Below are 13,598 nucleotides of genomic sequence, written 5' to 3'. Positions count from 1 at the left end.
TTGTATTTTATTTTCATGAATCCCTGAAATAGCTTTAATTACATGGTATTTCCTTATAATTCATGTCTTTAATTGTTGGCGTGTTCCTGAATATTTTATCAGTTGTATAGGTGATGTATAGGTATTTTTTGACTAGCTAACTTCAACTACAACGTTTTCTTCATCAATTAATCATTAAATGACAAATTAATATTGAAAAATAGTGGTATAGTGAAGGTAAAAAAGAATTCTTAATAACGCTCTAATTAAAGTATTTTCAACATTTCTGTCAATTGATTAAAATAAAAATCGATTTACAGATAGCTGCAAATCGATTTATAATCGTAACAAAAATATTTTAACTTATATTTTTTTCAATTGCTGTTTCATCATAGTAATTTGCTCTTTCAACATTTTTTGTTTGTCAAGCTTGTTTGCTTCATTTAATAAATTCGTAGCTTCAATTTTCCGTCTTCTTGACATGGCAATTCCGGCAAGATTTAATTTGGCTACAGCCAAATCCATATCCATAGAAAGACCTAACTCAATTGCTTTTCTGAAAAACTTTTCGGCTTGATTCAAATTGGTTTGCGAAACCATCAAACCATGAAGGTAATTATAATAACCTTGTTGCTTTCTTACTAATGCAGTTTCCGGATTTTTAATTTTATCCAACCATTTTTTTGCTCCCGGAAAATCTTGCTTTCTTAATCGTAAAAAAGATAACAATATGAATTCATTTTTAAAATATAAGAAAATCGGAAATACAGTTAAGAGTAATAAAAATATTCCGTTTCCAATGTTGCGATCATAAAATTGCCAAAAGGAAGCAACAATCAATAAGGCGGTGATAACTAATTTGATATTCTTGTTAAACATGGTAATGACTTTTTTTGTGTTTGCAAAGGTAATAAAAGGAAATTAAATTTTTTTTATAAAACTGCTTGTGGGAAAAAAAAGTCTTTGTATATTTGCACTCGGTTTTTGAGAGACCGAAATCCTTTTTTAAAATAATAAGATTTAAAGATATCAGTAATGAGTAAGAGAACGTTTCAACCATCGAAAAGAAAAAGAAGAAATAAACACGGGTTTATGGATAGAATGGCTACTGCAAATGGTAGAAAAGTCCTTGCTCGTAGAAGAGCTAAAGGAAGACACAAATTAACTGTTTCTTGCGAACCAAGACATAAGAAATAATGATTGTGAAATCATAAATAAAGGCGTTACTTTTTTTAGTAACGCCTTTTTTTTATAACTTGTCAACTCAAACACCAACTAAATAGTTACAACACAACAAACTACATACACAATGCCAAAAGATTCTTCTATTAAATCAGTATTAATTATCGGATCAGGACCAATTGTAATCGGTCAAGCCTGTGAATTTGATTATGCAGGTTCACAATCTGCACGTTCACTTCGTGAAGAAGGAATTGAAGTGATACTTATTAACTCCAATCCGGCAACAATTATGACCGATCCGTCAATGGCTGATCATGTTTATTTATTGCCTTTAACCACAAAATCGATTATTCATATTCTAAAAAAACATCCCAATATTGATGCCGTTTTGCCAACAATGGGTGGTCAAACTGCTTTAAATTTGTGTTTGGAAGCTGATGAAAAAGGAATTTGGAAAGATTTTAATGTACGATTAATTGGTGTTGATATCAATGCCATCAATATTACTGAAGATAGAGAACAGTTTAAACAATTGTTGGAACGTATTGGAGTAGGAGCCGCTCCCGCTAAAATTGCTACTTCTTTCTTGAAAGGTAAAGAAATTGCTCAAGAATTTGGATTCCCATTGGTGATTCGTCCTTCTTTTACTTTAGGAGGTTCCGGAGCTTCATTTGTTCATAATAAAGATGAATTTGATGAATTATTAACTAGAGGTTTGGAAGCATCACCAATTCATGAGGTGTTGATAGACAAGGCTTTATTGGGTTGGAAAGAATATGAATTGGAATTACTTCGCGATAAAAATGACAATGTCGTAATAATATGTTCTATCGAGAATATGGATCCAATGGGAATTCATACCGGTGATAGTATTACTGTGGCTCCTGCTATGACTTTGTCCGACAAAACATTTCAGAAAATGAGAGATATGGCCATTTTGATGATGCGTAGCATCGGAAATTTTGCCGGAGGTTGTAATGTACAGTTTGCTGTTTCTCCCGATGAAAAGGAAGATATTGTAGCTATTGAAATCAATCCTCGTGTTTCACGTTCTTCTGCTTTAGCATCAAAAGCGACAGGTTATCCGATTGCTAAAATTGCAACAAAGTTAGCTTTAGGCTATCACTTAGATGAATTGCAAAACCAAATTACCAAATCTACTTCAGCACTTTTTGAGCCAACTATTGATTATGTGATTGTAAAAATACCTCGATGGAATTTTGACAAATTTGAAGGAGCCGACAGAACATTGGGCCTTCAAATGAAATCGGTGGGTGAAGTGATGGGAATTGGTCGTTCGTTTCAAGAAGCGTTACACAAAGCAACACAATCTTTAGAAATCAAACGAAATGGATTAGGTGCAGATGGAAAAGGATACAAAAACTACGAACAAATTATTGAAAAACTAACTTTTGCGAGTTGGGATAGAGTTTTTGTAATTTATGATGCTATTCAAATGGGAATTCCTTTGAGCAGAATTCATGAAATTACTAAAATTGATATGTGGTTCTTAAAGCAATATGAAGAACTTTATTTGTTAGATAAAGAAATTTCAAAGTTTGAAATTGATACATTACCAAAAGAATTACTTCTGGAAGCCAAACAAAAAGGTTTTGCCGATAGACAAATTGCTCATATGGTGCGTTGTTTAGAAAGTCAAGTTTATAAAAAACGAGAAGAACTTTCTATTAATCGAGTTTATAAATTGGTTGATACTTGTGCTGCCGAATTCAAAGCTCAAACACCTTATTATTATTCTACTTTTGAAGCTGAAATTGAAACAGCAACCGGTGAAAAATATGTACACAACGAAAGTGTTGTTACTGATAAGAAAAAAGTTATTGTTTTAGGTTCAGGCCCAAACCGTATCGGACAAGGAATTGAGTTCGATTATTCTTGTGTTCACGGTGTTTTAGCAGCTAAAGAGTGTGGTTATGAAACCATTATGATTAACTGTAATCCGGAAACGGTTTCAACCGATTTTGATACAGCCGATAAATTATACTTTGAGCCTGTTTTTTGGGAACATATTTATGATATTATTCGTCATGAAAAACCGGAAGGTGTCATTGTTCAATTAGGAGGTCAAACCGCATTGAAATTGGCAGAAAAATTAGATAGGTATGGTATAAAAATCTTAGGAACTAGTTTTGATGCCTTAGATTTAGCCGAAGATAGAGGTCGTTTTTCAGAACTTTTATCCGAATTAAAAATTCCTTTTCCTCAATTTGGAGTGGCAGAAAATGCCGATCAAGCTTCCGCCTTAGCAGATGTGTTGGACTTTCCATTATTAGTACGACCTTCTTATGTGTTAGGTGGTCAAGGAATGAAAATTGTGATCAATAAACAGGAATTGGAAGAACATGTAATTGACTTATTGAAAAACATTCCCGGAAATAAATTGCTTTTAGATCATTATTTGGATGGAGCGATAGAAGCGGAAGCTGATGCGATTTGCGATGGAGAAAATGTTTACATAATAGGAATTATGGAACATATTGAACCTTGTGGTGTTCATTCCGGAGATAGTAACGCAACATTGCCACCGTTTAATCTAGGTGAGTTTGTAATGCAACAAATCAAAGACCATACACACAAAATTGCTTTGGCATTAAAAACGGTCGGATTAATTAATATCCAGTTTGCTATCAAAGATGATACGGTTTATATTATCGAAGCAAATCCAAGAGCTTCTCGTACGGTACCATTCATCGCTAAAGCATATGGCGAACCATATGTAAATTATGCTACAAAAGTAATGTTAGGTGAAAATAAAGTAACCGATTTTACTTTTAACCCACAATTAAAAGGATATGCCATCAAACAACCGGTGTTTTCATTTGGAAAATTCCATGGCGTAAACAAAAAATTAGGGCCGGAAATGAAATCAACGGGTGAGAGTATTTTATTTATTGAAGATTTAAAAGACGATCAGTTTTATGAATTATATTCAAGACGTAAAATGTACTTAAGCAGGTAGTTTAGTACGTTATAAAATCTAAGAAGCCTCATTTAGTGAGGCTTCTTTTTTATTTTAAATTAAAATTTAAATCGACATTTACTTTTTTAGAAACTTTTTTACTTACAATATTCGGAATTTTTATATTGAAATCATCAGCATTCAAATCAAAATTTGATAAAAATTCTAAACCTTTTTCTGTTTTTTTAATTTTTGCCGTAACTGAAATTTGTTTGCTTTTTCCGTGCATTTCAATTTTTCCATTGACAGTATACTCTTTTTGATTTTGGTCAATTTTACGATAATCAAAATCTTCAATTGTACCTTTAAAACTAGCTTTTGGATAAGTGTCACTTTCTACATAGTTTTCGTTGAAATGTTCTTCCATTAAAGCAATCTTAAACCGAAAACCTTTCATAAGTGCTAATGAAGCAATTTCACCTGAAGTGGTATTCAATACACAACTAACTGCTTCGTTTTTTGCTTTTACCTCTTCAAATGAAGGCACAGAAGCTTCAAAAACAATAGTGCCTGTTTTAGTAATTAGTTTATCTTGTGCTAATCCAATTTGAAAATGTATCAAAAGAATTAAAAAAATTTTTGTCTTCATAAGTTTGTTAATTTTATTCAAGTAATCCGTCAGTATTCCATTGTTCAATCGCGTTTATTTGGTCTTGAGGCAATCGAGGACCACCAAATGGCATGGCTCCGGGAGAGCCTTCCGCTCTGGAAATTCTGTCTAATAATCCTCTATTTAAAACCGCTTCCTTCACATTTTCGTATGTTGTTAAAGACATTGGGGCTCCATTTGCTGGAGTCGCTCCATGGCAGTTTAAACAGTGGTTAGTTATAATAACTTTTACATTACTGTTATAGGTGCTCAATACAATAGGTGTTTCATCAGTTAAATCAGAAATACTATCAGATGTGCAACTATAAAATGGAGTTACTAAGACGATCAGAAAAAGGCGTTTCATTTTCATTTTTATGTAAAATTAAAGAATTAACTGTTTTGTTGTAACTATATTGATGAATTTAAATAAATTTGTATGATAATGAAATTAAATAAGCAAAAAAAAATAGTTATTATAATTTTAATAGTGATTGCTCTTGGGGCTTTACTAACCTATAATTATGTTTATAAAAACCATCGAAATATAAGTTCTGAAGTTGCGGTTTTTTCTATTGGAGTTACTGATTTATTTCAAGAATTTAGAAAAAATCCAGAAGCTTCAAATTTAAAATATGCTAACAAAACTATTATCACATACGGCGTTTTAAGTTCGTTGGATTTAGAAAATAGAACAATAGTTCTAAACGAACAATTATTTTTAAGTGGTGAAAAAATTGAATTCGAGAAGTTAATAGAAGGCCAATCCTATAAATTTAAAGGTAGATTTATTGGTTTTGATGATTTGTTAGAGGAATTAAAAATGGACCAATGTGAACTTGTGAAATAAAAAAAGCTATGAAGAAAATTATTTTTGTTTTAATTTTTATACAATCCTTACCGTGTTTCTCGCAACGCGATATTTTCTCAATTGCAAGAGATGGAAATGTAAAAGAACTAATTGCTTATTTAGAATTGCACCCAAATGCTGGTAATGAAGTTACTAAAGAAGGATTTTCTCCATTGGTTTTAGCTTGTTATCGAGGAAATAAAGAAGTAGCTCAATTCTTAATTGAAAATTCAAAAGATTTAAATTCAAAAAGTACAATGGGAACGCCTTTAATGGCGGTTGCCGTAAAAGGATATACTGATCTGGCTCAACTTTTACTAAAAAACGGAGCAAATCCCGATGGAACAGACGAAAAAGGAACAACGGCTTTAATGTATGCCGTTCAATTTAGAAATATAGAATTGGTTAAAGTTTTATTGGAGCATAATGCAAATAAAACGTTACAAGATAAAAACGGAAAAACTGCTTTTGAATTTGCTGTTTTTTCAGGAAATGATGAAATTATTAACTTACTTAAATAAATAACTTATGAAGAAAATTACTTTTTATGTGTTCTTATTAACCGGTTGCTTGGCTTTTTCACAAAAGTCAACGGGTGTTGTCACTTTAAATGATGACATGGAAGCAACACTTTCTTTAAATCAAACCAATTCATTAGTGACTTTGACTTTAGTTGGTCCTAATGACAGATGGTTTGCATTACAATTTGGTTCTTTTACCGGCGGAATGCAACCGGGGACAGACGTGGTTTACTGGAATGGCTCTATTTTAGTTGATGCCAAACATAATGGTATTGGTGTCGCTCCAACTACTGATCCGGTCAATAATTGGACTCAAGTTAGTAATACAAATAATTCACCAAGTGCAGGTTTAAGAACGCTTGTCTACACAAGACCTTTTAATTCTGGCGATACTGATGATTATTTGTTCAATTATTCAGATGTCACTATCGATTTGGCGTATGCAGTGATAGAAACAGCAACTTTTACTTTACAATACCATGGAGGACCGCCAAATAGAGGCGTTTACCTAAATGTGCCTTTGACTGATTTAAGTGTAACTGATTTTTCGCTGAATGCTACTGAGGTTTATCCAAATCCGTCTAATGGAAATTTTAGTATTAAAACAAAAACAAATCTGGATGTAATTACCATTTATTCTCAAACAGGTGCATTGATTAGAACAATTTCTGTTAATGACCCTTCTGAAAATATTGAAGTAACAGTAAACGGTCTACAATCCGGAATTTATTTTATTGAACTAAAAAACAAAACAGACAAATCTTGGAAAAAGATAATCGTTAACTAATTTAATAATAAAAAGGGTTGAAACTATATTGGAACGTTTTGCGTAAATAAGTTATGTTTTAACCTTTTTTATTTACAAAATATGAGAAAAATACTTCTATTTCTTTTGTTGCCCTTTATTGGTTGGACTCAAGATGATCTATTAAATAGTTTAGATAGTATTGAAACCAATCAGCGAGTTACTTCCGCATTTAAGTCATTGAAGATCATAAATCTTGAATCTACAAAATTAGCTTCAAAAGGAGATTTTTACTTTGTTGTAGCACATCGTTTTGACTATTTCAATAATGGTTTTGATGATTTTTTTGGATTAGATAATGCCAATACGCAACTAAAATTTTTATACGGAGCTACAGATTGGCTAACGGTTCACGTAGCAAGAAGTGGTTTTCAGGAAACGTATGATTTGGCAGCCAAATATTTGATAAAATCCCAAATAAAAGAAGGTTTTCCGGTAACAATTGTCGGGTTTAACAGTGTTTCAATCAATTCAGAGTTAAAGGAAAAAGACTATCCCAAACTAAAATTTGAAAATCGATTGAGCTATGTAACTCAATTATTAATTTCTAGAAAATTTTCAGATAAACTAACGCTTCAAATTGCTCCATCTTATTTTCATGAAAATACCTTGCGAGATATTTTGGATGAAAACAACCAAGCAATTTTACCCAATCCACAAGATAACAGTCAATTTGCTTTAGGAATGGGAGGAAGGTACAAATTAACCAGTCGTTGGTCAATCAATATGGATTATGCAGCTCATTTAAACAGAACTCATCAGTCAATTTACAGAAATCCATTATCTATTGGTGTAGATTTAGAAACGGGAGGTCATGTTTTCCAAATGCACTTCACCAATTCGAGAGCTATGCATGAATCAGGTTTTTTAGGACAAACTAGTGGTGATTGGTCCAAAGGTGAAATTGCTTTTGGATTTAATTTAGTTCGTGTATTTTAAATAAAAAAAAGTGTCAATTATGACACCTTTTTTTTATTTTCTTAAAATGATAATTCTTTTTTCGTCCGAAGTGTCTTCATTAACCCATTTTTGGTAGTTTGACTTATTCTTAACTTTTTTCCATGTTCGGGATAAATCAGAATTGTCACTTTTTATAACTATGAAGGTTTTTGAATCATCCCAACTAAAAGGACTCACATCTCTAATTTGGGTATTGAAAAAATTAAATTCCAAATTTTTATTACCACGATTGTTATTGTCAAAAGACATGGTTCCGATATTGGTTACTCTTGCGGTTTGAAAATTAGAATTTTGAATTTCATAGTGTGTAACCCGCCAAGTATCTGCTAATCTATGCGAACAACTTGTCAATACTAACAAACTTACAATACCTATAAAGATTGGGATAAATTTTTTCATACTGCTTTTATTTAAAGTACTTAAAGGGCACAATTAACATGCCAAAACATTCTCCTTTTTCTTTGCCGATGTGTTTGTGATGCATTTTGTGAGCACGTCTCACGGCTCTTGCATAACGATTATTAGCATTTCTGAATAGCTTAAATCGTTGATGAATAAAAATATCGTGCACTAAAAAATAGGTTAATCCGTAGGCAAAAATTCCCAATCCTATTGCTAATCCTAATTCAAGAATGTTATTTTGCCAAAGCAAAAAGAAAGATATGCTAACGATGGCATAAAAAATAAAGAAGGTATCATTGCGTTCAAACCATGAATCATGGTCTTTTTTGTGATGGTCTTCATGTAAATTCCAAAGAAAACCATGCATCACATATTTATGCGTAAACCACGCCATAAATTCCATCATAAAAAAAGTCAAAAAGAAAACTAAAATGTGAATCCACATAATCTGAAAATTTAAAATCTAAATAATATTAAGTCGGTAATTTACATAACACTTGGCCAATAATCCAACTTTTTGGTAATCCGGAACACGAATTCGAGTGGTTTTGATAGCCATAGAAGGTGTCTTCTTTAATTTGGAAAGCAGTTTTTTGTAATATACATAAGCCGTATAAACACCAAATTTTGCTTCTAACGGAAGTCGTTGAATACCCTCAAACCCGGCAGCAAAATCGGCTTCAATTTCTTCAATAATTAATTTTTTGGAAGCTTCGTCCAATTGATTTAAATTAGTATTTGGGAAATAGGTTCTGTTTAAATCGTCATGGTCTGCTTTTAAATCCCTTAAAAAGTTTACTTTTTGAAAGGCAGAACCTAAACGCATGGCACTTTGCTTTAGTTCTTCATATTGGTCATTATTTCCATTTACAAACACTTTCAAACACATTAGTCCAACAACATCAGCAGAACCGTAAATATATTCGGCATATTCTTCATTAGTTTGGTATACTTTTTTGGTTAAATCCATTTTCATACTTGACATAAAAGAGTCAATCAAGTCCTTTGGAATATTAAAAGTATGTACAGTATGTTGAAAAGAATTCAAAATCGGATTTAAACTAATTTTATTAGTTAAGGCCAAATTCAAATCATTTTCAAATAGATTGAACAACTCTTCTTTGTTGTAATCGTGAAATGTATCAACTATCTCATCGGCAAATCGCACAAAACCATATATATTATAAATGTCTTGTCTAATTGAGGGAGCCAACATTTTAACAGCTGATGAAAAGGAAGTGCTGTACGATCTTGTAACATTGCGACTGCAATCAAAGGAGACTTTGTCAAATAATGATTTCATAGCTTATTGTAATGGATTGATAGAATTATTTATTTTTTTCTATTAATGCTGCAACCAATTTTCCTGAAATTAACGACGGAGGAACTCCGGGTCCTGGAACAGTTAATTGGCCTGTAAAATATAAATTTCCAACTTTTTTACTCTTTAATTTAGGTCGTAAAAAAGCAGTTTGTAATAGGGTATTCGCCATTCCGTAAGCATTACCTTTATAGGAATTGTAATCTTTAATAAAGTCACTAACACAAAATGATTGCCTAAAGATAATATTATTTTTGATTTTCTGTTGCGTAATTTCTTCAAAACGTGACATAATTTTCAAAAAGTACTTTTCTCGTAGTTCCTCAGTATCCTCAATTCCAGGAGCTAATGGTATTAAAAAGATCCCTGCTTCACAACCTTCGGGTGCCACTGAATCGTCAGTTTTTGATGGGAAACTAGCATAAAAAAGTGGTTCTTCCGGCCAACTTGGATTGTCATAAATAGCTTCCGCATGTTTTTTAAATGACACATCGAAAAATAAAGTATGATGTTCTACATTTTCAACTTTTTTATCAAAACCAACATAAAATAATAGGGAGGAAGGAGCAAAAGTTTTCTTTTCCCAATATTTTTCTGAATAAGCTCGGTCAATTGGATCAAGTAAGGTTTCTGTATGATGGTAATCTGCACCACTTAAAACTAAATCGCAATAGTCTATTTTATTATTGACACTAATTCCGATTGCTTTTTTGTTTTCAACAATAATTTTGTCAACCGAAGCATTCGTTTTAAAAGTAACGCCTAATTCACGAGCTAAATTTTCAATGGCCAAAATAACGCTGTACATACCGTTTTTTGGATGCCATGTTCCCATTCCAAAATCAGCAAAATTCATGAAACTGTAAAATGCCGGCGTATCTGAAGGTTTTGCACCAAGAAATAAAACCGGGAATTCTAAAATCTGAATTAATTTATCGTTTGTAAAACGTTTACGAACTTCTTTGCTGATAGTTGAAAAAAACTGTCCAACTTTTAATGCTGTTTCAGGTGTGATTAGCTCTAACGGAGAAACACCGGGACGATAAACCAAATCTTTAATGGCAATATCATAATTGCTTTGAGCTTCAGCCATAAATTTTTCAAGAACAACGCCACTTCCTTTTTCAACCGTTTCAAAAGTTGCTATAATTTCAGGAAGATTGTCGGCAATAGTGACAAAACTATTGACTCCAAAATAAACTTTGTAAGCCGGTGATAGTTTTATTAATTCGTAGTAGTCAGATGGTTTCTTGCCAAAATCTTCAAAAAATCGCTCAAAAACATCAGGCATCCAATACCATGTTGGTCCGATGTCGAAAGTGAAATTGTTTTTAATAAGTTGACGTGCTCTTCCGCCAATTGTTTCGTTTTTTTCAAAGACTGTAACTTGATGTCCTTTTTGAGCTAAATAACAGGAGGCGGCAAGTGCCGAAAACCCTGAGCCGATGATGTATATTTTTCTCTTCATTTGTTTAACAAAAATAATAAAAAAGTTAAACAATAAAAGGAAAATTATATTTATTTTAAAGCATATATGTTAAATCTTTTATAGAGCTAAATATTTTAACTTTAGGGAATTGATTTTGATTTATATGTTCAGTAATTCTGCCAATTGTCCATAATTCATCGGTCTCATTATCGATAATTTCTTCGTAAAATTCCTTTAGATAATCATTTACTTTATCTTTTTCAGGTTCTACAGTCATGTATGATATATAAACCACGTTGTTAAAATAGCGTTTTATGTCTTTCAAACTATCAATTGGCACACTTTCACCTAAATAAACTGATTTGTATCCACTCAATATAATTTCGTAATTCAAATACATTAATCCTAATTCATGGATTTCATTTAAAGGTAAATACAAAACAAAAACTTTATCTGATTTTGTAGGTTCAAGAACCTGAATTTTTTCAGTATTGACTAAAAGTTTTTGCTTGATTAAATAACTAATAAAATGTTCATGAGCAGGTGAAATGGTATCGGTTTGCCAAAGCATTCCTATCTCATTCATCAACGGAATAAAAACCTCATAAAAAACTTCTCTAAAAGATTTTTCTGCAAGTAAATTATTATAAGTATTGAAAAATAAACTATGATCAAAGTTAATCATAGCCATTTTAAAAGCATTTATGGCATGATTCTTTACACTTTTATCAGATATGATTTCTCTAACCATGGCAGGTATTCTGTCTTCCGGAAGTTTAGATATTTTTGATATTTTATAGCCATGGTTATGAAGCAGTGTAATGTTCAAAAGCTTTTGTAAGCTAGCTAGATCATAGTATCTTATGTTAGTATCAGTTCGCATGGGCTCTAATACATTGTATCTTTTCTCCCAGATTCTTATGGTATGAGCTTTTATTCCTGAAAGGTTTTCAAGATCTTTAATACTGAATATGTTTTTAACGTTGTTCATTTTTTACTAAAATAAGTTAAACAAAAGTACTAAAAGTTTTAGTTTATAATCATCATACTTGATTTTTTTTTATAAAAGTTATGATTATACTAGCTTTTGTGAGAAAAAACAAGCCTCATAATGATTAAAACTAATATAGAAGCACAAGTAATTTTTTTTTGTGGATAAAAAGAATTGACTATTTTTCCGAAAAAATAGAAATGAAACCTGCTTTTAATTTTAGTTTAATAATAATGCTCTTATTTTTCAACGGTAATGCCCAAACAACCTATGAAAATTACTTCCGCAACGGAAATTTTAAACTTGAGAATAAAGAATTCAAAGCGGCAATTATGGAGTATACTAATGCTATTTCCATAAATAAGGAATCTTATGAAGTGTATTATAATAGAGGAATTGCTTACTTCGCAATTGAAAATTTTGATCTTGCTATTCAAGATTTTACAGAAACTATAAAATTGAATCCAAATTATACAGAAGCGTTCGGCAATAGAGGTTTGGCCTATTTTAGCTTAAAAAAATACAACGAAGCATTGATGGATTATAATGCTGCATTGGTTTTGAGGAATAATTTTCTGGAAGTGTATTTTAATAGAGCAAATTTAAGAATGAAACAAGACAAATTCGCTGAGGCTATTGCAGACTACACAAAAGTTTTAGAGTTAAAACCTAACTATGTAAAAGCAATAAGTAACAGAGGTGATGCTTATTTTGAAATGGGGAATTATTCAAAAGCAATCGTTGATTTTAATAAAGCAATTGAATTTGATTCCAAAAACGCAAAGTTATATTACAATCGAGGGAATGCAAAATTTAGTAAAGAAGAATACAAAGCTGCTTTAGCCGATTATAATTTGGCAATCGAATTAAATACAAAATATAGCGAAGCGTATTACAATAGAGCAGTTGTGAAATCTTTAATTGGAGATAATAATGGAGCTATTGATGATTATAATGAAATTTTAAAAGTTTTCCCCGAGGATGCTGATAGTTATGTGGGAAGAGGAATTTCAAAACACAGATTAGATGATTTTGAAGGAGCAATTATCGATTATACATATGCTATCGCAATTAATGGTGCTAATAAGGAAGCCTATTACAACAGAGGATTGTCAAAAGTACTGCTCAATCAAAAGGAAAATGCTTGTGCTGATTTTAAAAAATCGCTAGAGCTGCAACACGATAGTGCTACTGAAGCATTAAAAAAATACTGCCAATAAGTGGAAGATAAAAAAAACACACAAGTAAACTTGGTGTTTTTTAGTTTAAAGTCTTCATTCGTGACCACGATGGGATTCGAACCCACACGCCTTGCAGCACCACCCCCTCAAGATGGCGAGTCTACCAATTTCTCCACGTGGCCGTTGCTGAAAAAAGTAAAGACGTTGCATGCAACGTCTTTACTTTTTGTGACCCGACTGGGGCTCGAACCCAGGACCCCATCATTAAAAGTGATGTGCTCTACCGACTGAGCTATCGAGTCATTGCTATTCCAGAAATTAAAAAAATTGTGACCCGACTGGGGCTCGAACCCAGGACCCCATCATTAAAAGTGATGTGCTCTACCGACTGAGCTATCGAGTCAAATG

General features: G+C 32.0%; 15 protein-coding genes and 3 tRNA genes. 7 read left to right on the top strand and 11 right to left on the bottom strand.

The features are described from left to right. Positions 1-342: 342 nt before the first annotated feature. A complete protein-coding gene (locus tag IEV15_RS09920; RefSeq protein ID WP_188362368.1) occupies positions 343-858 on the bottom strand; it encodes a DUF2892 domain-containing protein in 516 nt (171 codons plus the stop codon). A gap of 156 nt (positions 859-1,014) precedes the next feature. On the opposite strand from IEV15_RS09920, the gene rpmH reads away from it, so the two are divergent. Together rpmH and carB are read left to right on the top strand one after the other, a co-directional pair. Continuing rightward, positions 1,015-1,176 carry a 50S ribosomal protein L34 gene (rpmH, locus tag IEV15_RS09915; RefSeq protein ID WP_026710894.1) on the top strand — a complete coding sequence of 54 codons (162 nt, stop codon included), beginning with the start codon at positions 1,015-1,017 and terminating at the stop codon, positions 1,174-1,176. A 112-nt stretch (positions 1,177-1,288) separates the two neighbouring features. Further along, entirely contained in the window at positions 1,289-4,141 is a 2,853-nt protein-coding gene (carB, locus tag IEV15_RS09910) for a carbamoyl-phosphate synthase large subunit (protein ID WP_188362367.1), read from the top strand. Between the two features lie 49 nt (positions 4,142-4,190). On the opposite strand, the gene IEV15_RS09905 is transcribed toward carB, so the two are convergent. After that, complete coding sequence (locus IEV15_RS09905) at positions 4,191-4,730, bottom strand: YceI family protein (protein ID WP_188362366.1); 540 nt, start codon at positions 4,728-4,730, stop codon at positions 4,191-4,193. Positions 4,731-4,743: 13 nt separating this feature from the next. Further along, the gene (locus tag IEV15_RS09900) at positions 4,744-5,103 is read right to left on the bottom strand and encodes a c-type cytochrome (RefSeq protein ID WP_229734135.1); all 360 of its coding nucleotides are present in this window, start codon (positions 5,101-5,103) and stop codon (positions 4,744-4,746) included. A gap of 72 nt (positions 5,104-5,175) precedes the next feature. Between IEV15_RS09900 and IEV15_RS09895 the strand changes: the two genes are divergently transcribed. The 4 genes from IEV15_RS09895 (at position 5,176) to IEV15_RS09880 (ending at position 7,845) form a co-directional block, all read left to right on the top strand. After that, positions 5,176-5,580 carry an OB-fold protein gene (locus tag IEV15_RS09895; protein ID WP_188362365.1) on the top strand — a complete coding sequence of 135 codons (405 nt, stop codon included), beginning with the start codon at positions 5,176-5,178 and terminating at the stop codon, positions 5,578-5,580. Positions 5,581-5,588: 8 nt separating this feature from the next. Further along, positions 5,589-6,101 (top strand): ankyrin repeat domain-containing protein, encoded by a 513-nt coding sequence (locus IEV15_RS09890; RefSeq protein WP_188362364.1) that lies wholly within the window; start codon positions 5,589-5,591, stop codon positions 6,099-6,101. A 7-nt stretch (positions 6,102-6,108) separates the two neighbouring features. Continuing rightward, a complete protein-coding gene (locus tag IEV15_RS09885; protein ID WP_188362363.1) occupies positions 6,109-6,888 on the top strand; it encodes a T9SS type A sorting domain-containing protein in 780 nt (259 codons plus the stop codon). Positions 6,889-6,969: 81 nt separating this feature from the next. Then, entirely contained in the window at positions 6,970-7,845 is an 876-nt protein-coding gene (locus IEV15_RS09880; protein WP_188362362.1) for a DUF5777 family beta-barrel protein, read from the top strand. 33 nt (positions 7,846-7,878) lie between these two features. Here IEV15_RS09880 and IEV15_RS09875 read toward each other — a convergent pair whose 3' ends face one another. From IEV15_RS09875 to IEV15_RS09855, 5 genes are read right to left on the bottom strand one after another with little or no spacing between them, the layout of a single operon-like run. Continuing rightward, positions 7,879-8,265 carry a hypothetical protein gene (locus IEV15_RS09875; RefSeq protein WP_188362361.1) on the bottom strand — a complete coding sequence of 129 codons (387 nt, stop codon included), beginning with the start codon at positions 8,263-8,265 and terminating at the stop codon, positions 7,879-7,881. A 7-nt stretch (positions 8,266-8,272) separates the two neighbouring features. Then, entirely contained in the window at positions 8,273-8,713 is a 441-nt protein-coding gene (locus IEV15_RS09870) for a sterol desaturase family protein (protein WP_188362360.1), read from the bottom strand. A gap of 18 nt (positions 8,714-8,731) precedes the next feature. After that, the gene (locus tag IEV15_RS09865; RefSeq protein ID WP_188362359.1) at positions 8,732-9,571 is read right to left on the bottom strand and encodes a phytoene/squalene synthase family protein; all 840 of its coding nucleotides are present in this window, start codon (positions 9,569-9,571) and stop codon (positions 8,732-8,734) included. Between the two features lie 25 nt (positions 9,572-9,596). Then, the gene (crtID, locus tag IEV15_RS09860; protein WP_188362358.1) at positions 9,597-11,057 is read right to left on the bottom strand and encodes a bifunctional phytoene desaturase/3,4-desaturase; all 1,461 of its coding nucleotides are present in this window, start codon (positions 11,055-11,057) and stop codon (positions 9,597-9,599) included. A 55-nt stretch (positions 11,058-11,112) separates the two neighbouring features. Beyond that, a complete protein-coding gene (locus IEV15_RS09855) occupies positions 11,113-12,009 on the bottom strand; it encodes a MerR family transcriptional regulator (RefSeq protein WP_188362357.1) in 897 nt (298 codons plus the stop codon). 233 nt (positions 12,010-12,242) lie between these two features. On the opposite strand from IEV15_RS09855, the gene IEV15_RS09850 reads away from it, so the two are divergent. Next, a complete protein-coding gene (locus IEV15_RS09850; RefSeq protein ID WP_188362356.1) occupies positions 12,243-13,229 on the top strand; it encodes a tetratricopeptide repeat protein in 987 nt (328 codons plus the stop codon). 61 nt (positions 13,230-13,290) lie between these two features. Here the strand turns inward: IEV15_RS09850 and IEV15_RS09845 are convergent. The 3 genes from IEV15_RS09845 to IEV15_RS09835 all read right to left on the bottom strand — a co-directional run bounded on the left by IEV15_RS09845 (position 13,291) and on the right by IEV15_RS09835 (position 13,593). Further along, positions 13,291-13,372 (bottom strand) — tRNA-Leu (locus IEV15_RS09845). A gap of 47 nt (positions 13,373-13,419) precedes the next feature. Beyond that, positions 13,420-13,492: transfer RNA gene (locus IEV15_RS09840), tRNA-Lys, on the bottom strand. Between the two features lie 28 nt (positions 13,493-13,520). Next, positions 13,521-13,593: transfer RNA gene (locus IEV15_RS09835), tRNA-Lys, on the bottom strand. Positions 13,594-13,598: the final 5 nt, after the last annotated feature.

It is taken from the genome of Flavobacterium orientale (assembly GCF_014638005.1).
Classification (GTDB): domain Bacteria; phylum Bacteroidota; class Bacteroidia; order Flavobacteriales; family Flavobacteriaceae; genus Flavobacterium; species Flavobacterium orientale.
Note: the sequence above shows the minus strand (reverse complement) of the source record. Positions and strands in the feature narration are given on the sequence as shown.

What these genes read in the sequence shown, in the direction of transcription:
- IEV15_RS09920 (WP_188362368.1), bottom strand. Translation starts at nt 858, where the DNA reads ATGTTTAACAAGAATATCAAATTAGTTATCACCGCCTTATTGATTGTT.
- rpmH (WP_026710894.1), top strand. Translation starts at nt 1,015, where the DNA reads ATGAGTAAGAGAACGTTTCAACCATCGAAAAGAAAAAGAAGAAATAAA.
- carB (WP_188362367.1), top strand. Translation starts at nt 1,289, where the DNA reads ATGCCAAAAGATTCTTCTATTAAATCAGTATTAATTATCGGATCAGGA.
- IEV15_RS09905 (WP_188362366.1), bottom strand. Translation starts at nt 4,730, where the DNA reads ATGAAGACAAAAATTTTTTTAATTCTTTTGATACATTTTCAAATTGGA.
- IEV15_RS09900 (WP_229734135.1), bottom strand. Translation starts at nt 5,103, where the DNA reads ATGAAAATGAAACGCCTTTTTCTGATCGTCTTAGTAACTCCATTTTAT.
- IEV15_RS09895 (WP_188362365.1), top strand. Translation starts at nt 5,176, where the DNA reads ATGAAATTAAATAAGCAAAAAAAAATAGTTATTATAATTTTAATAGTG.
- IEV15_RS09890 (WP_188362364.1), top strand. Translation starts at nt 5,589, where the DNA reads ATGAAGAAAATTATTTTTGTTTTAATTTTTATACAATCCTTACCGTGT.
- IEV15_RS09885 (WP_188362363.1), top strand. Translation starts at nt 6,109, where the DNA reads ATGAAGAAAATTACTTTTTATGTGTTCTTATTAACCGGTTGCTTGGCT.
- IEV15_RS09880 (WP_188362362.1), top strand. Translation starts at nt 6,970, where the DNA reads ATGAGAAAAATACTTCTATTTCTTTTGTTGCCCTTTATTGGTTGGACT.
- IEV15_RS09875 (WP_188362361.1), bottom strand. Translation starts at nt 8,265, where the DNA reads ATGAAAAAATTTATCCCAATCTTTATAGGTATTGTAAGTTTGTTAGTA.
- IEV15_RS09870 (WP_188362360.1), bottom strand. Translation starts at nt 8,713, where the DNA reads ATGTGGATTCACATTTTAGTTTTCTTTTTGACTTTTTTTATGATGGAA.
- IEV15_RS09865 (WP_188362359.1), bottom strand. Translation starts at nt 9,571, where the DNA reads ATGAAATCATTATTTGACAAAGTCTCCTTTGATTGCAGTCGCAATGTT.
- crtID (WP_188362358.1), bottom strand. Translation starts at nt 11,057, where the DNA reads ATGAAGAGAAAAATATACATCATCGGCTCAGGGTTTTCGGCACTTGCC.
- IEV15_RS09855 (WP_188362357.1), bottom strand. Translation starts at nt 12,009, where the DNA reads ATGAACAACGTTAAAAACATATTCAGTATTAAAGATCTTGAAAACCTT.
- IEV15_RS09850 (WP_188362356.1), top strand. Translation starts at nt 12,243, where the DNA reads ATGCTCTTATTTTTCAACGGTAATGCCCAAACAACCTATGAAAATTAC.